Consider the following 21,255-nt stretch of genomic DNA (forward strand, 5'->3'; position numbering starts at 1 on the left):
GGGGGGGGGGGGGTCGCCCGGAATTCACCTCCCGCGTGACCGGCATCATGCGCTTTTATCGCCCAGTGGTGGTCTACTGGATGAATGACAGTGATGACAAGGACCGGCATCGAAGACCGGCAAGAAGACAACAAGATCATGGTGTGCCTGGACGTCGATGGCACCCTGGTGGACCACGACGGGGCCATGAGCCCGGCAGTGAAGGAAGCGGCCCACGCGGTCGTCGCGGCGGGCCACGAGGTGGTCATCTCGACCGGCCGTTCGCTCGGTGCGACCCTGCCGGTGATCAGGATCCTGGGCATCGAGAGCGGCTATGCCGTCTGCTGCAACGGCGGCATCACGGTACGCATCGACATGGGCCTGCCCGATGGCTACGAGGTCATCGACCGGCGCACCTTCGACCCGGCCCCCGCGCTGATCGCCCTGCGCCAGGCCCTGCCCACGGCCAAGTACGCGCTGGAAGACAACCACGGCAACTTCCTCTCCACCTCCCGCTTCCAAGATGCAAGCTTTGGCGTCGTGGCTCAGGCCGTGGACTTCGAAAAAATGCTGGCGGCCACCGCGGTGCGTCTGGTGGTCTTCTCCACCGACTCCACGGCCGAGGAATTCGGTGAGGCGGTCGCCGCCATCGGGCTGCACGGGGTTACCTACTCGGTCGGGTGGACGGCCTGGTTGGATATCGCAGCCGAGGGAGTCTCCAAGGCCAGTGCGCTGGAGATGCTGCGCGAACAACTGGGCTTCGAGGTGGCAGATACGCTCGCCGTGGGCGACGGGCGCAACGACATCGAAATGCTCGGCTGGGCCGGGCGGGGCGTGGCCATGGGCCAGGCCCCCGACGAGGTCAAGGCGGCAGCCGACGAGGTCACCGACTCGGTAGATCAGGACGGGCTGGTCCTCGTGCTCGCCGGGCTTCCGGTTCCCGCCCTTTAGGCTTCCGAAGCGGAATCCGGCCAGGGAGCCATGTCCCCGCGCCGATGCAGCCAACCCAGTACGGCCTGGCCCTGCCGCAGTTGAAACGCGCGCAGCGTCGGCAGCCCCGGCGAACACCACGTGGGTGGAGAGCCAGGGCTCCGGATCGGACCCCGCATCAAGCGTCGCTGCATTGACCAGCAGGCTCAGCGCATCGAACCAGGCCGGAGCGCGGCAGGCATGGGGCCAATCAACGAGGATCATGTTCCCTGCGGCGTCGACAAGCATGTTGTCGGCGCGCGAGTCGGCATGCACCAGGTGCCCGCCGGACAATGCCGCGGTCGACCGGGCAGCCAGCGCAGCCAGGACCCGCAGTCCATCGGTGTCCCGGGCACCCGGCGCCGGATCATTCAGCAGGCGTTCCCACCCGGCAGGCAACGGGCCGTGGCTCTGGGCCGCAGCGGGAAGGAAACCCGGAACCAGCCCCGGGTCGATCGCTGCAAGCCGCCCGAGTGCATCAAGTGCAGCTTCGAGCTGGGCCGGATGCCACGGCGAATCAGGGTGTCCGCCGTCAATGTCCGCGAAGGCCAGGGCCACCCAGCCCGCTTCTTCCACGAAGCCCAGGAAGGCCGGATAGCGCCGCGCTACACGGCCGCTTCGCGCCGGTGTAGCGCGGCGCTATCCGGGTGCGCTGCGGAATCCACCGCCTTGATGAATGCCCTGCGGCCCGATGCCAGTGTGCCCCCAACTGCGCTGCCAGGGGAAAAGCCGCCGCCGCAGGCCTCGGGCAGCAGTGAGAGGGGGAGGAGCAGGTTGAGCACGGTGCGTTGGAACATCAGCCAGCAACCGCGCCACTCACCCGGAGTGGTGCCGTCCTCCAACCGCACCAGCCGGGTGCCGGCGACAACCGCACCAGCCGGGTGCCGGCGACAAGCGCGCCGGGCGTGTGTCCGGCGAAGCACGCGAATCCGAGCAGCCAGGGCAATGGCCACGCCCCACCCCGCGGCAGTGCCGTGGTGCATCAGCGCCCACGCGATTGGCATCCAGTGCACCTGCATGCCTTCGCTCCTGTCGGCGAAGGTCGAGACAACCTGGGGCGGTATCTGGCCATCGGGGCCTCGTCGGCAGGCGTCGGCTTCTTCGATGTCGGTGCGGGAGCAAGCGGGGGCATGCCAGCAAGTCTTACCTGGTGCCCGAGCGACCCGCTACGAGGCATGGGGTCGGCTCCCGGGGGTCAGGGGCGCCAGGTTCCGTTACGCAGTGAGGCGGTGCGGCGCGGGTTGATGCTCACGTGGAACCTGCGGATCCAGCCCGTGTCGAAGGATCCGTTGATTGCTACGCTGACCATCCATAAGGCTGCGAGCGGGACCATGATGGTGCGTTGGAACATCAGCCATCCGCCCCGCCAGAATCCGGGGGCCCGGCCGTTGCCGATCCGCACCAGGCGGGTTCCGCAGATCAGCGATCCGGGCGTATATCCACTGAAGCACAGGAAACCCAGCAGCCAGGGAACGCTGAGACCGGTGAGGGCGAGGAGGAGCCAGGCTTCGTCGTTGCCTACGGCCTGGGACGAGCTGGCGGCCCCCAGCAGCGCGACGGCGATGCCGAAAACGATGAGGGTGTCCACAAGCCAGGCCAGCGTGATCCAACCCCAGTGGGGTTGGAAGCCCCAGCTGCCGTCGGCGAATTGTGTTGGTTCCCCGGGGTGGTAACCGGCCATGGGGATGGCGGCCTTCCTCGCCTTGGGCTGCTTCGTCGATGTCGATGTCGACGGTGGTGGTGGTGGTGGTGGAGCAGGAAGGGAAGTCACTCGTTAAGTTTCGCACGACGTGGAGGTCCGGACCCACCCGCAACCATTTAGTCGAATTGATATTTAAAATTCGACCGGGTCGACGCCCGGAGCTGGGCCGATGCGGAAACTGTAGGCTTGAAACCATGAAATCCCGTCTTTTGGCCCTGGTCCTCGCAGCGGTTGCGCTGGCCTTGGCCGGCTGCTCCACCGAGGCCCAATGCGGCACCGGAGCCTCCAGCCCCCAACGTGCGGCCACGGAACTGGTGGCCGCGGCCTTGGCCGGCAACCAGGCCGAGGTCTGCAAGCTGACCAGTCCAGGGGGGCCCGAAGAGGTTGCGGCCGAATTCGGCCGGCTCACCGCGGAACTGAAGTCGGCCGGTGCGGACCGGGACTTCACCTTGAAGCAGGTTCCCGGCTCGGAGAAGGGGCGCTGGTCGAAACTGGAACTGAGCGGCCCCGGCCCCGGATCACCGCTGTCATTCGACGTGTTCCGGAACGGCGAGAACTACACGATCGGCTGGTTGGAATACCGCCAGTTGCCTCTGCCCTCGGCCACGTAGTGGCCTCGGCTGATCGTCAGCCCAGCTTCTCTCGCAGGAACCGGATCATCGTGTCCATGAGGACGGTGCTGTTCCAAGCGGCCTTCGGCGAACCGTGGCCGGCGTTCGGCAGCACATAGCGGGTACTGGGTACCCCGGCGGCAAGCAGCGCATCTTGCAGGATCCGGGTCTGGCTAGGGGACACCGTCTTGTCCTTGGCCCCATGGAACATCAGGAACGGAGGGTCCCCGGCGCTCGCGTAGGTCAGTGGGCTGGCCGCGGCCGCCGCTGCCGGGTCCTCGGCCAGCGCCTTGGTGCTTCCCGGTCCGAACAGCCACAGGGCGTGGGGGCTACCGGCCGCGCCCTTGACCGCCCGGGTTGCGGCATCGAAGTCGGCTGCCACCCGGGGCAAATCCGATGTGCCGTAGACGTCGATGACGGCGTCCACGCTGCTGTCCTGGTCCAGGTTCCCGCCCGCTTCGAAGCGTTCGACCCCACCGGTGGTTCCGGCCATGGCGGCCATGTAACCGCCGGCGGATTCGCCCCACACGGCCACCCGTTCCGGGTCGATGGACAGCTCCGCAGCATGGGCGCGCAAATAGCGGATGGCGGCCTTCACGTCCCTCACGCCCTCGAGATAGGAGGCGCCATCGGTCACAGTACGGTATTTGACGCTTGCCACCACGAATCCGGCCTCGGCCAGATAGGTCCGCCGGGGCAGCGCCGCCGTCCTATTCGCGTAGAGGAAGCCGCCGCCGGGAAGGTACACGACCAGCGGCTTGGGCCCGGGCGAGTCGGGTACCAGCAGGTCAAATTCCAGGTCGAACCGGCCGGCGGCACCGATCCCGGGGGAGGAGTAGACGATGTCGGTAAAGCTGCGCACCGGTGTCCTGCCGCAGGGCAGCGATGCCTTGGCCGAGGTGTCCGGGCACTGGATGCCCGCGGGGAGTTCCGAAGCGGTGGCCAGGGCGCTGGCGCTCAGCGGCAGGCTCAGTGCCAGTGCCACGGCCAGTGCCGCGGCTAGATGCCGGCGGATTCGCGCTCCTCGGGATCGGCCCAGGACAGCAGCCGGGCGGCGGCCGGGCGGCAGGCCCATTCCTCCACCCAATGGGAGCGGACGACCGCCTTGGATACGGCTTGGGCGGTGATGCCCAGCTCCGCGGCGACCAGCTTCTGCTGTCCGCGCACGTTGGGGGTCAGCAGGTCGAGGACGGCCCATTCGGCGTCGGTGCGCGTGGCAACGATCTGCGCGATCAGCCGCAGCACGGCCTCGGCCTCCTCCGCTGCCTGCGCATGGTCACCGGCCACCGCCAGCGGGACGCGGTCCCCGGTGTGCTGGGCCCGGGTTACGGCCCGCCTGGCATGGACCAGGGCCCGGCCCTGGGCGAATTCGACCTCGGTGGGCAGTGGCAGGTGCAGCGGTCCGACGCCGATGCCGACGTTCCAACGCCGCTCCCGCAGGGCGATCAGCACTGCGTTCACGGCGTCCACCGACCGGTCCACTACCCCGATGGCCTCGTCGCCCACGGAGCGCTGGAAATGGAGCAGGGTGGGAACCGGCTCGAGCAGGCCGATCAGTTCATCGACCCTGTCCCCGTATTCGCGGGTGTCCCGCTGGTTGATGGTCAGAACATACATCCCACCATTATTCCCCGAAACAATCACATGTGGTTGATCTGCACTGGCGGGTGGGCGGTGTCGTCGGTGTCCGAGGCGAATCCATGGTGACGATGCAGCGGCGCAGGAAGAATTGGGTGAGCGGGCCGATGGCCAGTGCGTAGGCAACGGTGCCGAGTCCCACGACGCCGCCCAGCAGCCAGCCGATGCCCAGCACCAGCACCTCGACCGATGTGCGGGCCAGTCGCAGGCTCACTCCGGTGCGCGCATGCAAACCGGTCATCAGCCCGTCCCGCGGGCCGGGGCCCAGCTGGCTGCCGATGTACAGGCCGCCGCCCAGCGCGTTGATCAACAGCGCACCGGCGAAGACGGCCAGTTGAGCCGGGAGCCCGTGGATCTCGGGGATCAGGGCCAGGGCGATGTCGGCGCTGATTCCCAGCCACACCACGTTGGCGATGGTTCCAAGGCCCGGCAGCTGCCGCAGCGGTATCCATAGCAGCAGCACGATGAACCCGAAGACGATCACCACGGTGCCCAGGCTCAGCCCGGTGCGCAGCGCCACTCCGTAGTGCAGCACGTCCCAGGGGGCGGTGCCCAGGCCGGCGCGGATGAACCCGGCCATGGCCACGCCGAAAAGCGTGAGGCCGAGGAATAGCTGGACCAGGCGGTGTGGCAGCCGGCCAGCCCGCAGCTGGGCCAGCGGCGAAAGATTGCTCAGTTCGGTGGTGCGTTGCTTCTTCATGACTCCATTCTGCGGGGTAATTGGCTTTGGGAAAAAGAGCCAATTGCGTGAGACTGGACCTCATGGGACCACCGCTGGCTCAACTGACCGCCCCCGGGCTGCGCACCATGCTGGGCGAAAATACCGGTGCGCGTCCGGCCTACGCCTGGCTCAGCGAGTCGATCCGGACGTTAGTGTCCAACGGCCGTGTGCTGCACGGAACCCGGCTGCCCAGCGAACGCGAACTCGTGCACGCGCTGGGCCTGAGCCGCACGACGGTCAGCCGGGCCTATGCCGAATTGCGCGAGCGCGGCTTCGCCGAGGCCAGGCGGGGCTCCGGCACCCAAATACGCATCCCGGGCGGGAGCGTCGGCGGCGGAGCAGAACCACTGGTCCCCGGCGGAACCGATGCCGTAGCCGGCGTCCTCGATCTCACCTGCGCCGCTCCGCTGGCCCCGGTCGGCCTGGCCGGATACTTCGAACGCGCACTGGATGAATTGCCCGGCTACATCAATGGGATGGGCTACTACCCGAACGGGCTGCCGGTGCTGCGCGAGGCCATCGCCGAGGATTATCGCCGCCGCGGCCTGCCCACCGTCCCGGAACAGGTCATCGTCACGGCCGGCGCCCTAGCCGGCATTGCCATCACCTCCCGCGCCCTGCTGGGCCCCGGTGCCCGGGTCGCCGTGGAAACGCCCACCTATCCGAACTCGGTTGCCTCACTGCGCCAGCACGGCTCACGCATCATCCCGGTCTCGCAGGTAACCGAGGGCAGCGACCTGCCCGGCATCGAAAAGGTCCTGGGCTCCAGGCAGGTGGCGGCCATGCTCGCCCTGCCCGATTTCCACAACCCCACCGGGACCTTGCTCGATGCCCCGGGGCGCGAACGCTGGGCCGCTGCGCTGCGGCGGAACTCGGTGCAGGGGATAGTCGACGAGACGAACGCCGAACTCTGGCTCGATGCCGATCCGGAACTTGCCCCGATGGCCGCCTGGAACCGGGACATCGTCACCGTTTCCAGCGCCAGCAAGACCTATTGGGGCGGGTTGCGCCTAGGTTGGATCCGGGCCCCGCACCGGGTGGCCACCGCCTTGGCCCGCGCCAAGTCGACGCTCGACCTCGGGGCTCCGGTGCTTGAACAACTCGTGCTCGCTGCCATGCTCAGGGCGCGTCCCGGGCTCGACCAGTCCACCCGGACCGGGATGCGCGAGGGCCGGGACCTGCTGCTGGCCGGACTGGCGGCCCGGCTGCCGGACTGGGAGGTGCGCCGCCCCGCCGGGGGACTCTCGCTCTGGGCCAACCTGCCGCTGCCGGCCTCGACCGCGCTGTCCCGCGAGGCCGAGGCCCGCGGCCTGCGCCTGGCCCCGGGGTCGGCCTTCGCCGTCGAATCGCACGGGCTGGAACACTGGGTGCGCATCCCCTATGCGTTGCAGGGCCCCGACCTGGAGCGGGCGCTGCCGCTGTTGGAATCGGCGTGGGCGGCCGCGGCGGCCGGGGAGCCGGCGCGGGGCCGGCCCAGGGCCTAAGCGAAAGGCCCGGCTCCGGCCCCACGAGGGGGATGGAACCGGGCCCGCCAAGGGCATGAACCGGATTCAGGGACTAGCCCTGGGCCTTGTGGCGTTCGATCGAGCGAACCAGCTCGGCCTCGGCGGCCTCGCGGCCCTCCCAGCCCTCGGCCTTGACCCACTTGCCCGGTTCCAGGTCCTTGTAGTGAAGGAAGAAGTGCTCGATTTCCTTGATCAGCCAGCCGTCGATGTCCTCGAGTTCCTGGATGTGGTCGAAGCGCTTGTCCGCAGGTACGCAGATCAGCTTGGCATCTCCACCGCCGTCATCGGTCATGTTGAACATCCCGATCGGGCGGGCATCGACGACGACGCCGGGAACCAGATCGACGCCCGGGATCCAGACCAGTGCGTCCAATGGATCGCCGTCTTCGCCCAAGGTGTCATCGAAGTAGCCGTAGTGGGTCGGGTACTGCATGGAGGTGAACAACACACGGTCCAGACGCAGGCGGTGCGTCTCGTGGTCGATCTCGTACTTGACGCGGGATCCGGTCGGGATCTCGATGGTGACATCGTGGATCATGGAGTCTCCTCGACTCTCGGGGCGAGCAGCGTACGGAACGAGGGGCATCCGAACGCCGTCTAATGTTATGGGTGCTGCGCTTAAGGTTATACGGCGTCGGCACCCAACAACGATTTCGGGGAAGAGCAATGAAGAAGTTTCCACGCGGACTGGCCGCGGTGCTGGCCGTCGTTGCCATCGGTACCGTCTTGGGCCTGCTCGCGTTGAACTTGATCCCGGTCTGGTTTGCGCCGGCCCCCGCACCGGACCCGGCTCCCATCGCGCGCCCGGAAATAGCGGTGGCGAAACCGACAGCATTGCCTCACCTTGAGCCCGATGCGCCGGCCCCCGACCCGGCCCGGCTCAAGGCGCTGCTTGACCAGGTGCTAAGGAAACCCGACGGCACCTCCTTCAGCGCAACCGTCATTGACGTGCTTGACGGGGCCACGCTGTATGAGCACGGAGGGGATCGGCCCGGCATTCCGGCCTCGAGCCTGAAGATCCTCACCGCGGTCGCCGCCACCACTGAACTGGGGCTGGAAAAGACGTTCGACACTTCGGTGGTGATGCCGGATGCCGGAACGCTCGTGCTGGTCGGCGGTGGCGACGTGCTGCTGGGCACCGGGGAATCGAGGCCCGAATCCACCGTCGGCCACGCCGGGGTCGGCACCTTGGCCAAGAAGGTCGCGGCCAAGCTCACCGAGGCACACGCCACCGGTGGCATCGACGACACGCTCAAGCTCGTGCTCGATGACTCGCTGTTCACCGGTCCGGGGCTGAACCCCGCATGGGACCAGTCGCTGATGGACACCTCGAACATCTCCGCTGTCCAGCCGCTGGCACTCTACGGCGCCCGCCGCGATGCCGGGCCCTCCTCCACGCGCGTCGATGACCCGGCGATGACGGCGGCGCAGGCCTTCGCCGACGCGCTGCGCTCAGAATTGGCGGCCACCACCGGTGCCCCGCAGCTTGCGGCGGGGATCACGCGCGGACAGTCGGACGCCGGGGACACGACGCTTGCTTCCGTCTCCTCGGCGCCACTGGGCGACACGTTGAGCTTCATGCTCCAGGTCTCGGACAACTACGTCGCCGAGGTCATGGGCCGGCTCGTGGCCATCAAGGCCGATGAACCGGGCAGCTACACCGGCGGGGCAAACGCCGTACGGCGCAGCATCGGCCGGCTGGGCATCGACATCACCGGCATGGAACTGGTCGATACCTCCGGCCTGGCCGCTACGAACCGCGTCGCCCCGCGCCAGCTGGCCCAAACGCTGGTGCTGGCAGCGACATCGGGCGTCCCGGCACTGCGTGAACTGAGCTATCAGCTGCCCCTGGCCGGTGCCACCGGAACGCTCTCGCACCGGCTGGGCGCCACCTCCACCCGCGGTCTGGTCCGGGCCAAGACCGGATCGCTGCTGGAAGTCAGCTCGCTATCCGGGCTCGTGGTGGCGGACGACGGACGACTGCTTGCCTTCTCGGTCTTCGCCAAGTCCCCGCAGCAGGTGATCGCGCCGCACAAGGACGTGCTCGATTCCTTCGCCACGGTGCTGGCAGGCTGCGGCTGCCGCTAGCGAACCCGCTTTCACTGCTGACGAAATACCGGGAAGCGTCCAGTGAAGCGTGATGTGATGGATTCCATGGACACCACATCCGCAGCACTGCGACTGATCAACTGGGACCTCGCGGCGGGCACCGCGGCCAAACTGGCCGGGGCCGGGCCGAAACTCACGTCCACCCAGATCGCACAGGTCGTCGCCGACCTGCGCATCAAGGCCGATGCATCGGTGGAACACGTCTACCGGATCACCCACCTTGAAGCCGCCAGGGACCTGCGCGACTCGGAGGTGCTAGTCGTCGACCGGGCCGGCTGGGCCCACGCGAACGTCCAGGGCTTCGAGGCCATGCTGGGCCCGGCCCTGCGCCGGCTGGCCGAGATCAAGGGGGACAAGGCGGTCGAGTCGGTTTCTGCCCTCGGCAGGGCCGTCACCGGCACGGAAATGGGTGCGATCCTGGCATTCCTCGCTTCCAAGGTGCTGGGCCAGTACGACCCCTTTGCTCCGCTGCTGCGCCCCGGGATCCCCGCCGGGGGCCGGCTGCTGCTGGTGGCGCCGAACATCGTGGAAATCGAGCGCGAACTCGCGGTGGACGCGGACGACTTCAGGCTCTGGGTCTGCCTGCATGAACAGACTCACCGCGTGCAATTCGCGGCGGCACCGTGGCTGCGCGAACACCTGCGCGACAACGTCGCCGAGCTGGTCGCCTCGATGATGGGCGGGAACGATTCGGCCTCGCTACTCGAGCGGATCAGGGACGCGGCACGAAGCCTCGGCGAGGCGCCCTCGGTGGAGGGCTCCGGCCCCGGGGACACCGGCGGGCTGCTGGCCAAGATCCAGGGACCGGAGGAGAAGGCCATTCTCAGCCATGTCACTGCCGTGATGAGCCTGCTCGAGGGGCACGCAAACGTGGTCATGGACGGGATCGACGCCTCCGTCGTACCCACGGTGCGGACCATCAGGCAGCGCTTCGGTGGCCGCGGAAAATCCCGCGGTGCAATCGAGAAGTGGTTCAGGAAGCTGTTGGGGCTCGATGCCAAGATGCGCCAGTACTCCGACGGCCAGGCCTTCGTGAACCAGGTGGTTGCGGAGATCGGCATGGAGGGCTTCAACGCAGTCTGGGAGAAGGCCGAGAACCTTCCTACCGAACACGAGCTGCACCACCCCTCGGACTGGGTCCGGCGCATGTCCGGTGCACCGGCCGACGCCGGCCTCTAGGGGCAACGGGGATGGGAGGACACCTGCCGGCGGCCCTTGCTGCAGCCCGCAACGCGATCAGGTCCGCCGTTCCGCGCGGTGCCAGCGTGCTGGTCGCCTGTTCCGGGGGCGCAGATTCGTTGGCGCTGGCCACTTCGGCGGCCTTCCTGGCCCGCAAGGGTTACCTGGACGCCGGTGCAGTCATCGTGGATCACGGGCTGCAGGAACAAAGCGCCGCAACTGCTGCCCGGGCGGCAGCACAATGCCGGACGCTGGGACTTGACCCGGTGATCATCGAACGGGCAGGGGAATGCTCGGGGACCGAGGCAGAGGCCCGTTTCGAACGCTATCTGGCCTTCGAACGGGCCCTGGAAGCCACCGGGGCCGGGCATGTGCTGCTCGGACATACCCTGGACGACCAGGCCGAACAGGTGCTGCTGGGACTGGCCCGCGGGTCGGGCACGCGCTCGCTGGCCGGCATGCCGGCCGTACGCGGGCCCTACGTGCGCCCGCTGCTCGGGCTGCGCAGGGCAGACACGGAGGCCATCTGCCACCACGAGTCGCTCGAGTACTGGCAGGATCCCACCAACGCCGAACGCCTCGCGCTGCGCAATCGGATCCGGCTTGACCTGCTGCCTGCCATGGACGCGATGCTGGGCCCGGGTCTCGCCTCGGCGTTGGCCCGCACGGCCGACTTGGCGGGTACCGACGCCGATTACCTCGACGGGCTGGCGGCTGCCGAACTGGCGAAGCTGGCCGTCCAGACGGGTCCGGATGCGCTGGAACTGGAGCTGCCGGCGCTGCGCGCCGTGCCCGAGGCGCTGCTCGGCCGGGTGCTGCGCATGGCAGTGGCGTCGCTGGGAGCCGGAGCTCCCGGATTCGAACGCCTGCTGGCGCTGCGCCTGCTGGTCGCCGGATCCGATTCCGCCGGTCCGATCCAGCTGGCCGGACACGTCACGGCCACCCGGCTCGGGGCCGCTCGGGGCCGCAAGATCACCGTGCTGCACCTTGGGCGCACGCCCATTAAGACCCCCTCCGGTGAGAATTAGCTCACACTGGCTCCGGCGCAGCCCCGTGCTCACGCCCGAAAGCCGAACCGGGCTCCCCACAACCACCGCCGCTATGGCACTCTTGATCTGAGCAGGTAAACCCCCCTCCCGGCCCGGCCGGGACCTCGACACAGGAGCCCTTCGTGGATTCGAACGACGTCAGCGGCGATCTCGCACACGTTCTCTATACCAAGGAACAGATCCAGGACAAGATCAATGAGCTGGCAGCTCGGATCGATGCCGACTACGAGGGCCGGGACATCCTGGTTGTCGGCGTGCTCAAGGGAGCGGTGATGGTCATGGCAGACCTCGTCCGGGCCCTTCACTCCCACGTGAGCATGGACTGGATGGCAGTGTCATCCTACGGCTCGGGCACCCAGTCCTCCGGCGTCGTACGGATCCTCAAGGACCTCGACACCGATCTGCTGGGCAAGCACGTGCTGATCGTCGAGGACATCATCGACTCTGGCCTGACCCTTTCCTGGCTCAAGGCCAACCTCATGTCCCGCGGCCCGGCCTCGGTGGAAATATGCACGCTGCTGCGCAAGCCGGCAGCCGCCAAGGTCGAAATCGATGTGAAGTACGTCGGCATGGAGATCCCCAGCGAATTCGTGGTCGGCTACGGACTGGACTTCGACGAGAAGTACCGGAACCTGGACTTCATCGGAACCCTGGCCCCGCACGTCTACGCCTAGCGGCAAAGCGGCGGAACAATGCGGCGGCCGTGACAGGAGGACCCGAGTGGATTCCCCTGTCACGGCCGCCATTTCGATTTAACCCGGTTCCGGTCGCCGGCCAAGACCCTGCGCCTGCTGACTTACGCCTAAAGGGGAACTTATCTCCTTAACTGTGCGTGGGAACAGGTGGAGCGTGTACTTGTTAACGTGTAGAAAAGGTGGCGTCGCCCAGGCGCCCGGACGCTGAATTCGTCCAAAAAACAGGAGGGACGGGGACGGGACCCCACATCATGACTGTCAAGAAGATTTTCAACAGCTGGATTATTTGGGTTCTGCTCGGCGTTGCGGCGCTGCTCATTTTCCTGCCCTCCCTGTTGGGCGGAAACAACGGCCAGATCGATACCAGCGTCGGCATGGGCCTGCTCAAGGATGACAAGGTCGCCGAAGCGAAGATCTTCGACGGCGAGCAGCGCGTAGACCTGACGCTGAAGACCCCGCTCGTGCTCGACGGGTCCGACAAGGGCACCAGCGTCTCCTTCTACTACACCAGCGCCCGCGCCCTGCAGGTCGTTGACGCCGTGGATAGCGGACAGCTCACCGGCTACACCGACCAGCCGGTGCAGAACAACTGGCTGCTCTCGATGCTCGGCGTGCTGATCCCGTTCATCCTGATCGCCGCGCTGTTCTGGTTCATCCTCTCGCGCTCCCAGGGTGGTGGATCCAAGGTCATGCAGTTCGGCAAGTCCAAGGCCAAGCTGATCACCAAGGACATGCCGCAGGTGACCTTCGCCGATGTCGCGGGTGCCGAAGAAGCGGTCGAGGAACTCCACGAGATCAAGGAATTCCTGCAGGAGCCGGGCAAGTTCAAGGCCGTCGGCGCCAAGATCCCCAAGGGCGTGCTGCTCTACGGCCCCCCGGGCACCGGCAAGACGCTGCTCGCCAAGGCGGTCGCCGGCGAGGCCTCGGTCCCGTTCTACTCCATCTCCGGTTCGGACTTCGTTGAAATGTTCGTCGGCGTCGGCGCTTCCCGCGTGCGCGACCTCTTCGAACAGGCCAAGACCAACTCCCCGGCGATCATCTTCGTCGACGAGATCGATGCGGTGGGCCGCCACCGTGGTGCCGGCATCGGCGGTGGCAACGACGAACGCGAGCAGACGCTGAACCAGCTGCTCGTCGAGATGGACGGCTTCGACGCCACCACCAACGTCATCCTCATCGCCGCGACCAACCGTCCGGACGTGCTCGACCCGGCGCTGCTGCGCCCGGGCCGTTTCGACCGCCAGATCCCCGTCGAGGCACCGGACATGGTCGGCCGCGAGCAGATCCTCAAGGTCCACGCGCAGGGCAAGCCGATGGCATCCAACGTCGACCTCAAGGCGGTCGCCAAGAAGACCCCGGGCTACACCGGCGCCGACCTGGCCAACGTGCTCAACGAGGCGGCGCTGCTGACAGCCCGCTCCAACGCCCAGCTGATCGATGACCGCGCCCTGGACGAGGCCATCGACCGCGTCATGGCCGGCCCGCAGAAGCGCTCGCGCCTGATGAAGGAGCACGAGCGCAAGATCACCGCCTACCACGAGGGTGGACACGCCCTGGTGGCGGCCGCCATGCGCCAGACCGCCCCGGTCACCAAGGTCACCATCCTGCCCCGTGGCCGCGCACTGGGCTACACCATGGTGGTCCCCGAGGACGACAAGTACTCGGTGACCCGCAACGAGCTGCTGGACCAGATGGCCTACGCCATGGGTGGGCGCGTCGCCGAGGAAATCATTTTCCACGACCCGTCCACCGGCGCCTCGAACGACATCGAGAAGGCCACGGCCACGGCGCGCGCCATGGTCACCGACTACGGCATGTCCGAACGCATCGGCGCCGTGAAGCTGGGCTCCGGCGGCGGCGACGCCATGTACGGCCAGTCCGCGTCCCGGGACTACTCCGATGCGATGGCCAACGTCGTCGACGAGGAGGTCCGCGCGCTGATCGATGCCGCCCACGACGAGGCCTATGCAGCGCTGATCGAGAACCGCCACGTGCTGGACCGCCTCGCCTTGGCCCTGCTGGAGCACGAGACGCTGAACCAGGCGGAGATCGAGGCGATCTTCCACGACCTGGTCAAGCGCCCCGAGCGCAAGGTCTGGCTGTCCAAGGACTCGCGCCCGGTCATGGAGGAAGGTCCGGTGCTCTCCCCGAAGGAGCGCGCCGAGGCCGCCGCCGTCGCAGCCCCGTCACTGGAGAAGGCCGAGCCCGCCTCTACCGACGATCAGGGTTCGCAGCCCACAGGCTAGGATCGGAACCGTGACGGAATTCGACGATGACACTGCAAACCTGACCATTGCCAACAGCGGCGTTGACCTGCCACGGATCGAGCGCGCCGTGCGCGAGATCCTGGAGGCCATCGGCGAGGACCCGGACCGGGACGGCCTGGTGGAGACCCCCAAGCGCGTAGCGAAGGCCTATGGCGAGTTCTTCGCCGGACTCCATGAGGATCCTGCGGAATTGCTGGCCACGACCTTCGACATCGACCATGACGAGCTGGTGCTGGTCAAGGACATCCCGTTCTACTCGACCTGCGAGCACCACCTGGTGCCGTTCCACGGTTCGGCGCACGTGGGCTACATCCCCGGTCCCGAGGGCAAGGTGACGGGACTGAGCAAACTGGCCCGCCTGGTCGAGGTCTATGCCCGCCGCCCGCAGGTCCAGGAGCGGCTGACGACCCAGATCGTCGAGGCGCTCATGGAGCACCTGAGTCCCCGCGGGGCAATGGTTGTCATTGAATGTGAACACATGTGCATGTCCATGCGGGGCGTGCGCAAACCGGGTGCCAAGACGGTCACCAGTGCCGTGCGCGGCCAGCTGCGCGAACCGGCAACCCGGGCCGAGGCCATGAGCCTCATACTCGGAAAGTAGGTCAATATGTCCCTCGGAGCCATTCCCGGAACCGGTCCGGCCACCAACCCGATGCCCGTGATCCGCAAGGTCAAGGTCCGCACCCTGGCCGACCTGCCCACCGACCGCACCCTGGTCATGGGCATCCTCAATGTCACTGAGGACTCGTTCAGCGACGGTGGCAAGTACGCCAAGACCGACGACGCGATCCAGCACGGCCTGCGCATGTTCTACGGCGGCGCCGACATCATCGACGTCGGCGGGGAATCGACCCGTCCCGGCGCCGCGCCGGTGGACCCGGCCCAGGAGGCAGCCCGGATCGTCCCGGTCATCGCCACGCTGGTCAAGGCCGGAGCCGTGGTTTCCGTGGACACCATGCACACCTCCACGGCACGGGCCGCGCTCGATGCCGGCGCGCACCTGGTTAACGATGTCTCCGGGCTTACCCACGAGGCCGACATGCCGGCGCTGATCGCCGAACGCGGCGTCCCCTACGTGCTGATGCACCGACGCGGCGACGCGACATCCATGACCACCGAGGCGGACTACGCCGATGTGCTCACCGAGGTCAAGGCCGAACTGCTCGCGCTGCGGGAATGCTTCATCGCCGCCGGGGTCAAGCCCGAACAGCTGATCTTGGATCCGGGACTCGGTTTCGCCAAGGAAGCAGGGCACAACTGGGAGCTGCTGCGCGGATTACAGACATTCACCGAGCTGGGCCACCGCGTCCTCGTGGGCACCTCGCGCAAGCGCTTCCTGGGCTCGCTGCTGCGGGTCGACGGCAAGGATGCGGAGCCCACGGCCCGCGATGCGGCCACGGCGGCCACCTCGGCGTTGGCGGGCGCCGCCGGTGTCTGGTGCGTACGCGTGCACGACGTCGGATCGAACTTGGACGCCGTCAAGACGGCAACGGCCTGGACGACGGCCCGGAAACCGGTGAAGGCCGGGGCATGATCCGCCACGATACGATCTCGCTGCGCGGGATCACCGCCACCGGATACCACGGGGTGTTCGATCATGAGAAGCGCGACGGCCAGCCGTTCGTCGTGGATATCGTCCTGCACACTGACATCCGCCCCGCCGCGGCGAGCGATGACGTGCTCGACACCGCACACTACGGCGAACTCGCCGAACTGGTGCAGGCCGAGATCATGGCCGGCCCCTATGACCTGATTGAGAAGCTCGCCGAGGTGATCGCCGCCGCGGTGCTGCGCGAGTTCGCCGTGGCGGCCGTCGAGGTCACGGTACATAAGCCGCAGGCACCGATCCCGGTGCCGTTCGGCGACGTGAGCATCGGTATCTACCGGGAGCGGGCATGAGCACCCCGGTCCGCTCGGTGCTTGCCCTGGGGTCCAACCTGGGCGAGCGCGAGGGCATCCTCGAACAGGCGGTCGCAGACCTTTCGGCACACCCGTTGGTGCGCCTGGTGCGCAGTTCCCCGATCGTGGCGACCAAATCCGTGGGCGGGCCCGCCGATTCCCCCGACTACCTGAACATGGTCATTGAGGTCGAAACCGGACTCGAGCCGCTTGCCTTGCTGGCCCACTGCCAGGACATCGAACAGCGTCACGATCGGGTCCGCGTGGTCCGCTGGGGTCCGCGCACCCTGGACGTCGACGTGATCACCTATGGCGACACCACATCCGAGGACCCGGTGCTGACCCTGCCGCACCCGCGCGCTGCGGGCCGGGCCTTCGTGCTGCAGCCGTGGGCCTGGATGGATCCTCATGCCACGCTGGGCGGTGCCCCGGTGGCCGGTCTTGCCGCCGTCGCGGCGGATCTCGCCGGACTGCGCCGGTACGAACAGGACCCCCGGCCATGAGCGTCCTGCGGCCGCTGCAGTTGCTGCTGTTCTTCATCGCGGCGGTGGTGCTCGGCTGGGCGGGGCAGCAGCTGGTGGTATCCGCCGGCCGCAGCGTCCCGGTGCTCAACTGGACCGCGCTTCCCACCATGGCCGGGGTCTCGGCGCTGACCTTGATCATGGGAATCCGCGTCCGCCGCTACACCCAGGGCAAGCTGAAGTCCCGGCTGGACCCCATCGCCGCCGCCCGCACGCTGATCCTCGCGCAGGCCAGCGCGTATGCCGGAACGCTGATCGGCGGCTGGCACGTGGGCATCCTGATCGAGCTGCTGCGCGTCACCGGGTTCGGCTCGGTCGCCGTAAGATCCGCCCTTTTGATGATCGTTGCCGCAGCGGTGATGGTTATCGTTGGATGGATCGTTGAACAATTCTGCAAAGTGCCGCCCGATGACCCTTCGTCGCCGGAAGCCGGCCACGAAGGTAAGGATGACACCGGATATGCCGCAGGAACCAATTGACCCGGAGGGGATCGCGTGGACGCGCGTTTCCCCGAAGTATGCGGCGGTGCGCACGGTCGGCTGGCTCGTTGGCGCGCTGATTACGGTGGCCGTGCTCGGCGTTCCACTGGTGCTTCGGCAGACTGGGGTGTGGCCCGGCTACCCGCTCTGGCTGGGGATCAGCGTCCCGGCAGCCGTGCTGCTCGCCGAACTGATCCGACTGGCACTGATCCCGCGCCAGGTGCGCGCCATCGGCTATGCCGAACGCGATGACGACCTGCTGGTGCGCCACGGGCTGATGTTCCAAAAGCTGCTCGTGGTCCCCTACGGCAGGATGCAGTACGTCGACGTGGCCGTGGGGCCGATCGACCGGATGCTCGGGCTGTGCAAGGTCAAGCTGCATACCGCCGCCCCCAATGCCATCGCCGAGATCCCCGGACTGCCGTTGGCCGAGGGGGCCCGCCTGCGTGAACAGCTCGCCGCCCGCGGCGAAACCCGGCTGGCCGGGCTGTGAGCGGGCGGAATCCGGTGGCCGGCGACGGCAGCTGGCGCCGCGTCCACCCGGTGTCGCCGCTGGTGCGCGGCTGGATCGCCGTGGTGGCCATCGCCTTCGTCTACGGACAGAACGCCTTCAACGGACTGCTGAACCCCGGCATGGAAGCGGATCCGGGCGGTGCATGGCTGGCCGAACGCGGCCCGCTTGCCGTGCTCATCGGACTTGGCGTCCTACTGCTGGTGGTGCTCGGCTTCGTCGCCTCCTGGTGGTTCACCCGCTACCAGATCACCGAGCACCACGTGAACGTCAACTCCGGGATCATCTTCCGCCAACAACGCCAGGCCCGGATCGATCGGGTGCAGGCCGTCGACATCGCCCAGCCGCTGCTGGCGCGGATCTTCGGGCTCGCCGAACTGAAGTTCGACGTGGCGGATTCCGGTCAGAGCGCGATGAGCCTGTCCTACGTGAAGCTGGCCGAGGCCAAGGAACTGCGAAACGAGATTCTGTTCCTCGCCTCCGGGCTGAAGCCCACAACGGTTCCACCCGCGCGGGCAACCGATACAGCGACGTCCGAACAGGCCCGCATTCCCGCGCTGGAAGCCACTGAATTCGTCGTGGCCTCAGTACCTCCGGGCCGGCTCGTCGGCTCGCTTCTGCTTCATCCGCTGGGCATCTCACTTGCGGTGTCCGTCATCGTGATCGTCGTACTGATGCTGAAGATCGAGGGTTTCGGCCCGTTCGTGCTGCTGCCGACGTTCCTGGGCCTAGGCGGAGCCCTTTGGAACGGCTTCAACCAAGGCTGGAACTTCAAGGCGGCCACCGGCGATGACGGGCTGCGCGTGAGCTACGGACTGCTCGATACCCGGCACCAGACGGTCCCGCCCGGCCGGGTGCAGGCGATCCGGATCTCCAGCCCGTGGCTCTGGCGGGCGCTGGGCTGGTACCGGGTCACGGTGAACGTTGCGGGATTCGGCCAGAACACGGATACCGCACAACGCTCCACGTTGCTTCCGGTGGGCAGGTACGACGATGTCATGGCGGTGCTCTCCGTGGTGCTCCCCGATCCGGGGACCGCCGATCCGGTGGAACTCTTCCGCGCCGGCATTTCCGGTTCCGGTCCGGACCACGGATTCACCGGATCCCCGCGCTCGGTGCGCCCGCTCTCCCCGCTGGCCTGGCGCCGGCAGGGATACGCCGTCACCGGCACGGCGCTGCTGGCCCGGTCCGGCGTGCTGCACCGCACCCTGGTCGTGGTCCCGCATGAACGCAGCCAGGGGCTGCTGCTGACCCAGGGTCCGCTGGCCCGCCGCTGCCGGGTGGCAAACGTGCACCTGGCCACCACGCCGGGACCCGTATCGCCGGTGGTCAAGCAGCTGGCCCTCGGCGATGCGCGCACTCTGTTCCTTGAACAGGCGGACCGAGCCGCGGCTGCACGGGCGCTGCACGATGCCAACCACTGGATTCAACCAGCCGCACGACAAACGCCATCCGGCCCGGACGGGCAGCGCCCGCCGGAACCAGCAACCACGAAGGACCCCTCATGAGCGGCAAACCAGGACGCCTGGGCGTCGGCATCATCTCCGCCGGACGTGTCGGTGCCGTGTTGGGCGCCGCACTGCGTGCCGCCGAACACGGAATCGTCGGTGTCCATGCGGTCTCGGAGGCCTCCCGGGACCGGGCCGAACTGCTGTTGCCCGGCGTCCCGGTGCTCGAGATCCCCGACATCGTCAGGCGCGCCGAACTCGTGTTGCTTGCCGTCCCCGACGACGCGCTGCCCGATCTGGTGGCCGGCATCGCCGCTGCCGGGCACTGGCAGGCCGGACAGCTGGTCGCCCACACCGCCGGCCGTTTCGGCACCTCGGTTCTGGATCCGATTCGCGCGGCCGGCGCCATCCCGCTGGCCATCCACCCGGCGATGACGTTCACCGGGATGTCCTTGGACCTGGTGCGTATCCAGGATGCCGCGTTCGGGGTCAGCGCCGACAAGATGATGCTGCCGATCGCTCAGGCGCTGGTGGTGGAGATGGGCGCCGAACCGGTGGTCATTGCCGAGGCCGACCGTCCGGCCTATCATGCGGCACTGGCCCATGCCTCGAACCACCTGGTCACCATCGCCGGGCAGAGCGCCGGGCTGCTGGCATCGCTGGGCGTCGAGCACCCCGAACGCGTCCTGGGTCCGCTCATGCGCGCCTCGCTGGAAAACGCGCTCGCCTCCGGGGAGGGCGCGCTGACCGGGCCCGTCGCGCGCGGCGATGCTGGAACGGTCCAAGCCCACCGGGCCGCCCTGTCCACGGCGGGAATCCCCGCCGATACCCGTCAGGCCTACCTGGCGATGTCCCGGGCCACGGCGATGCGGGCCCACGCACGCAAGCTCATCGGCGACGAAGCACTGGCCCGGATCCTCGACACCCTTGCCTGATCGGCTGTTTCCCAGCCGGGGGTGGGGAACGGGGTTAAAATCGGAGCGTGATGAATTCAGCGCAAACCACCTGGGCCGATACCCCGGAACCGGGGCTCCCCGGGACACCCGCCACTGAACCGCTGCTGGTGCGAACCGTGGCTGGGTTGAAGGCAGCCGTCGCAGCGGCACTGACGGCGGTGCCCGGCCGTGGCAACGCACCGCGGACCCTGGCCCTGGTCCCCACAATGGGTGCGCTGCATGAGGGCCATGCCACGCTGATCCGGCATGCCCGCGAGGAAAGCGACGTCGTCGTGGTGACGATCTTCGTCAACGAGCTGCAATTCAACGACGCGCAGGACTATGCCCGCTACCCGCGCACGCTCGATGCCGACCTGAGGTTGCTGGGCGGGGTGGGCGCGGATATCGTCTTCGCCCCCGAGGCCTCGGAGGTCTATCCGGATGGGGTTCCACTGGTGGCGCTGCGCAGCGGCCCGCTGGGCGAGGCCTTCGAGGGGGCAGCCCGCCCCGGCCACTTCGACGGGATGCTTGCCGTGGTCGCCAAGCTGCTGCACTACGGACAGCCTCCGCTGAGCCTGGGCCTACCGGTGGAATATCGGGCCTACTTCGGGCAGAAGGACGCCCAGCAGGTGGTATTGATCCGGCGCATGGTCAAGGACCTCGCCTATGAGGTGGATATCCGCTCGGTTCCAATCGTGCGCAATGCCCAGGGGCTGGCGCTCTCCAGCCGCAACGCGTTCCTCACCGGCCCCGAGGCTAAGGCGGCACTGGTCCTGTATGAGGCGCTGAGCCTGATCCGGCGCCGGGCCGAAAAGCACGAACAGCTGTACCTGGAAGATGCCGTTGCACTGGTCGGCCTTCAACCGCTGGTCCGGCTCGACTACTTCGAGCTCGTGGATCCGGACACACTGGCGCCGCTGGCCTTCAACTGCCAGGACACCCCCTTTACCGGGGAGGGCCTGTTGCTGTTGGCGGCCCAGGTCGGCGCCGTCCGGCTGATCGACAACGTGCCGCTCGGCACCTGAGCCCGATGCCGGC

At 67.8% G+C, this 21,255-nt stretch carries 23 protein-coding genes; 17 read left to right on the plus strand and 6 right to left on the minus strand.

Annotated elements, in window-relative coordinates; translation table 11 throughout:
* Nucleotides 1–84 precede the first annotated feature (84 nt).
* Nucleotides 85–930: an HAD family hydrolase gene (locus tag E9229_RS05720; protein ID WP_183510312.1), complete on the plus strand. Its 846-nt coding sequence runs from the start codon at nucleotides 85–87 to the stop codon at nucleotides 928–930.
* A gap of 623 nt (nucleotides 931–1,553) precedes the next feature.
* On the opposite strand, the gene E9229_RS05730 is transcribed toward E9229_RS05720, so the two are convergent.
* A complete protein-coding gene (locus tag E9229_RS05730) occupies nucleotides 1,554–1,952 on the minus strand; it encodes a hypothetical protein (RefSeq protein WP_183510313.1) in 399 nt (132 codons plus the stop codon).
* A 191-nt stretch (nucleotides 1,953–2,143) separates the two neighbouring features.
* A complete protein-coding gene (locus tag E9229_RS05735) occupies nucleotides 2,144–2,629 on the minus strand; it encodes an RDD family protein (RefSeq protein ID WP_183510314.1) in 486 nt (161 codons plus the stop codon).
* A gap of 215 nt (nucleotides 2,630–2,844) precedes the next feature.
* Here E9229_RS05735 and E9229_RS05740 point away from each other — a divergent pair, with 215 nt between their 5' ends.
* Nucleotides 2,845–3,261 carry a hypothetical protein gene (locus E9229_RS05740; protein ID WP_183510315.1) on the plus strand — a complete coding sequence of 139 codons (417 nt, stop codon included), beginning with the start codon at nucleotides 2,845–2,847 and terminating at the stop codon, nucleotides 3,259–3,261.
* A gap of 16 nt (nucleotides 3,262–3,277) precedes the next feature.
* Here E9229_RS05740 and E9229_RS05745 read toward each other — a convergent pair whose 3' ends face one another.
* The 3 genes from E9229_RS05745 to yczE are packed head-to-tail and all read right to left on the minus strand — an operon-like array spanning nucleotide 3,278 to nucleotide 5,599.
* Nucleotides 3,278–4,336 (minus strand): alpha/beta hydrolase, encoded by a 1,059-nt coding sequence (locus E9229_RS05745; RefSeq protein ID WP_183510316.1) that lies wholly within the window; start codon nucleotides 4,334–4,336, stop codon nucleotides 3,278–3,280.
* Nucleotides 4,261–4,878, minus strand: a complete 618-nt coding sequence (locus tag E9229_RS05750) for a hypothetical protein (protein ID WP_183510317.1) — start codon at nucleotides 4,876–4,878, stop codon at nucleotides 4,261–4,263. The genes E9229_RS05745 and E9229_RS05750 overlap by 76 nt, the downstream gene beginning before the upstream one ends.
* A gap of 7 nt (nucleotides 4,879–4,885) precedes the next feature.
* Nucleotides 4,886–5,599, minus strand: a complete 714-nt coding sequence (gene yczE, locus E9229_RS05755; RefSeq protein WP_183510318.1) for a membrane protein YczE — start codon at nucleotides 5,597–5,599, stop codon at nucleotides 4,886–4,888.
* A 47-nt stretch (nucleotides 5,600–5,646) separates the two neighbouring features.
* Here yczE and yczR point away from each other — a divergent pair, with 47 nt between their 5' ends.
* Nucleotides 5,647–7,104 (plus strand): MocR-like transcription factor YczR, encoded by a 1,458-nt coding sequence (gene yczR, locus E9229_RS05760; protein ID WP_183510319.1) that lies wholly within the window; start codon nucleotides 5,647–5,649, stop codon nucleotides 7,102–7,104.
* A gap of 73 nt (nucleotides 7,105–7,177) precedes the next feature.
* On the opposite strand, the gene E9229_RS05765 is transcribed toward yczR, so the two are convergent.
* Complete coding sequence (locus E9229_RS05765) at nucleotides 7,178–7,663, minus strand: inorganic diphosphatase (protein WP_183510320.1); 486 nt, start codon at nucleotides 7,661–7,663, stop codon at nucleotides 7,178–7,180.
* Between the two features lie 128 nt (nucleotides 7,664–7,791).
* Between E9229_RS05765 and dacB the strand changes: the two genes are divergently transcribed.
* The 14 genes from dacB (at nucleotide 7,792) to panC (ending at nucleotide 21,242) form a co-directional block, all read left to right on the plus strand.
* Nucleotides 7,792–9,213, plus strand: a complete 1,422-nt coding sequence (dacB, locus tag E9229_RS05770) for a D-alanyl-D-alanine carboxypeptidase/D-alanyl-D-alanine endopeptidase (protein WP_183510321.1) — start codon at nucleotides 7,792–7,794, stop codon at nucleotides 9,211–9,213.
* Nucleotides 9,214–9,279: 66 nt separating this feature from the next.
* Nucleotides 9,280–10,413 (plus strand): zinc-dependent metalloprotease, encoded by a 1,134-nt coding sequence (locus E9229_RS05775; protein ID WP_407671326.1) that lies wholly within the window; start codon nucleotides 9,280–9,282, stop codon nucleotides 10,411–10,413.
* An 11-nt stretch (nucleotides 10,414–10,424) separates the two neighbouring features.
* Complete coding sequence (tilS, locus tag E9229_RS05780; protein WP_183510323.1) at nucleotides 10,425–11,441, plus strand: tRNA lysidine(34) synthetase TilS; 1,017 nt, start codon at nucleotides 10,425–10,427, stop codon at nucleotides 11,439–11,441.
* Nucleotides 11,442–11,584: 143 nt separating this feature from the next.
* Nucleotides 11,585–12,136, plus strand: a complete 552-nt coding sequence (gene hpt, locus E9229_RS05785; protein WP_183510324.1) for a hypoxanthine phosphoribosyltransferase — start codon at nucleotides 11,585–11,587, stop codon at nucleotides 12,134–12,136.
* A gap of 272 nt (nucleotides 12,137–12,408) precedes the next feature.
* Nucleotides 12,409–14,403 carry an ATP-dependent zinc metalloprotease FtsH gene (gene ftsH, locus E9229_RS05790; protein ID WP_246380376.1) on the plus strand — a complete coding sequence of 665 codons (1,995 nt, stop codon included), beginning with the start codon at nucleotides 12,409–12,411 and terminating at the stop codon, nucleotides 14,401–14,403.
* A 10-nt stretch (nucleotides 14,404–14,413) separates the two neighbouring features.
* Nucleotides 14,414–15,025, plus strand: a complete 612-nt coding sequence (gene folE / locus E9229_RS05795; protein WP_183510325.1) for a GTP cyclohydrolase I FolE — start codon at nucleotides 14,414–14,416, stop codon at nucleotides 15,023–15,025.
* A gap of 6 nt (nucleotides 15,026–15,031) precedes the next feature.
* Nucleotides 15,032–15,958, plus strand: a complete 927-nt coding sequence (gene folP, locus E9229_RS05800; protein ID WP_183510326.1) for a dihydropteroate synthase — start codon at nucleotides 15,032–15,034, stop codon at nucleotides 15,956–15,958.
* Nucleotides 15,955–16,323, plus strand: coding sequence for a dihydroneopterin aldolase (gene folB / locus E9229_RS05805; RefSeq protein ID WP_183510327.1), 369 nt, complete (start codon nucleotides 15,955–15,957; stop codon nucleotides 16,321–16,323). The genes folP and folB overlap by 4 nt, the downstream gene beginning before the upstream one ends.
* Nucleotides 16,320–16,826 carry a 2-amino-4-hydroxy-6-hydroxymethyldihydropteridine diphosphokinase gene (folK, locus tag E9229_RS05810; protein ID WP_183510328.1) on the plus strand — a complete coding sequence of 169 codons (507 nt, stop codon included), beginning with the start codon at nucleotides 16,320–16,322 and terminating at the stop codon, nucleotides 16,824–16,826. The genes folB and folK overlap by 4 nt, the downstream gene beginning before the upstream one ends.
* Complete coding sequence (locus tag E9229_RS05815; protein ID WP_183510329.1) at nucleotides 16,823–17,323, plus strand: DUF3180 domain-containing protein; 501 nt, start codon at nucleotides 16,823–16,825, stop codon at nucleotides 17,321–17,323. Before folK ends, E9229_RS05815 begins: the two co-directional genes overlap by 4 nt.
* Nucleotides 17,304–17,816: a PH domain-containing protein gene (locus tag E9229_RS05820; protein WP_183510330.1), complete on the plus strand. Its 513-nt coding sequence runs from the start codon at nucleotides 17,304–17,306 to the stop codon at nucleotides 17,814–17,816. Before E9229_RS05815 ends, E9229_RS05820 begins: the two co-directional genes overlap by 20 nt.
* On the plus strand, nucleotides 17,813–19,342 hold the full coding sequence (locus E9229_RS05825; RefSeq protein ID WP_183510331.1) for a PH domain-containing protein: 1,530 nt from the start codon (nucleotides 17,813–17,815) through the stop codon (nucleotides 19,340–19,342). Before E9229_RS05820 ends, E9229_RS05825 begins: the two co-directional genes overlap by 4 nt.
* Nucleotides 19,339–20,217, plus strand: coding sequence for a Rossmann-like and DUF2520 domain-containing protein (locus tag E9229_RS05830; RefSeq protein ID WP_183510332.1), 879 nt, complete (start codon nucleotides 19,339–19,341; stop codon nucleotides 20,215–20,217). Before E9229_RS05825 ends, E9229_RS05830 begins: the two co-directional genes overlap by 4 nt.
* Nucleotides 20,218–20,267: 50 nt before the next feature.
* Nucleotides 20,268–21,242: a pantoate--beta-alanine ligase gene (panC, locus tag E9229_RS05835; protein WP_183511902.1), complete on the plus strand. Its 975-nt coding sequence runs from the start codon at nucleotides 20,268–20,270 to the stop codon at nucleotides 21,240–21,242.
* Nucleotides 21,243–21,255 lie beyond the last annotated feature (13 nt).

This window comes from Paeniglutamicibacter cryotolerans (assembly GCF_014190875.1).
GTDB classification, from domain to species: domain Bacteria; phylum Actinomycetota; class Actinomycetes; order Actinomycetales; family Micrococcaceae; genus Paeniglutamicibacter; species Paeniglutamicibacter cryotolerans.

Excerpts from the sequence above, each read along its gene's own strand:
- E9229_RS05720 (WP_183510312.1), top strand. The coding sequence starts at position 85 with ATGACAGTGATGACAAGGACCGGCATCGAAGACCGGCAAGAAGACAAC.
- E9229_RS05730 (WP_183510313.1), bottom strand. The coding sequence starts at position 1,952 with ATGCCAATCGCGTGGGCGCTGATGCACCACGGCACTGCCGCGGGGTGG.
- E9229_RS05735 (WP_183510314.1), bottom strand. The coding sequence starts at position 2,629 with ATGGCCGGTTACCACCCCGGGGAACCAACACAATTCGCCGACGGCAGC.
- E9229_RS05740 (WP_183510315.1), top strand. The coding sequence starts at position 2,845 with ATGAAATCCCGTCTTTTGGCCCTGGTCCTCGCAGCGGTTGCGCTGGCC.
- E9229_RS05745 (WP_183510316.1), bottom strand. The coding sequence starts at position 4,336 with ATGGGCCTGCCGCCCGGCCGCCGCCCGGCTGCTGTCCTGGGCCGATCC.
- E9229_RS05750 (WP_183510317.1), bottom strand. The coding sequence starts at position 4,878 with ATGTATGTTCTGACCATCAACCAGCGGGACACCCGCGAATACGGGGAC.
- yczE (WP_183510318.1), bottom strand. The coding sequence starts at position 5,599 with ATGAAGAAGCAACGCACCACCGAACTGAGCAATCTTTCGCCGCTGGCC.
- E9229_RS05765 (WP_183510320.1), bottom strand. The coding sequence starts at position 7,663 with ATGATCCACGATGTCACCATCGAGATCCCGACCGGATCCCGCGTCAAG.
- dacB (WP_183510321.1), top strand. The coding sequence starts at position 7,792 with ATGAAGAAGTTTCCACGCGGACTGGCCGCGGTGCTGGCCGTCGTTGCC.
- E9229_RS05775 (WP_407671326.1), top strand. The coding sequence starts at position 9,280 with ATGGACACCACATCCGCAGCACTGCGACTGATCAACTGGGACCTCGCG.
- tilS (WP_183510323.1), top strand. The coding sequence starts at position 10,425 with ATGGGAGGACACCTGCCGGCGGCCCTTGCTGCAGCCCGCAACGCGATC.
- ftsH (WP_246380376.1), top strand. The coding sequence starts at position 12,409 with ATGACTGTCAAGAAGATTTTCAACAGCTGGATTATTTGGGTTCTGCTC.
- folP (WP_183510326.1), top strand. The coding sequence starts at position 15,032 with ATGTCCCTCGGAGCCATTCCCGGAACCGGTCCGGCCACCAACCCGATG.
- folB (WP_183510327.1), top strand. The coding sequence starts at position 15,955 with ATGATCCGCCACGATACGATCTCGCTGCGCGGGATCACCGCCACCGGA.
- folK (WP_183510328.1), top strand. The coding sequence starts at position 16,320 with ATGAGCACCCCGGTCCGCTCGGTGCTTGCCCTGGGGTCCAACCTGGGC.
- E9229_RS05815 (WP_183510329.1), top strand. The coding sequence starts at position 16,823 with ATGAGCGTCCTGCGGCCGCTGCAGTTGCTGCTGTTCTTCATCGCGGCG.
- E9229_RS05820 (WP_183510330.1), top strand. The coding sequence starts at position 17,304 with ATGCCGCAGGAACCAATTGACCCGGAGGGGATCGCGTGGACGCGCGTT.
- E9229_RS05830 (WP_183510332.1), top strand. The coding sequence starts at position 19,339 with ATGAGCGGCAAACCAGGACGCCTGGGCGTCGGCATCATCTCCGCCGGA.
- panC (WP_183511902.1), top strand. The coding sequence starts at position 20,268 with ATGAATTCAGCGCAAACCACCTGGGCCGATACCCCGGAACCGGGGCTC.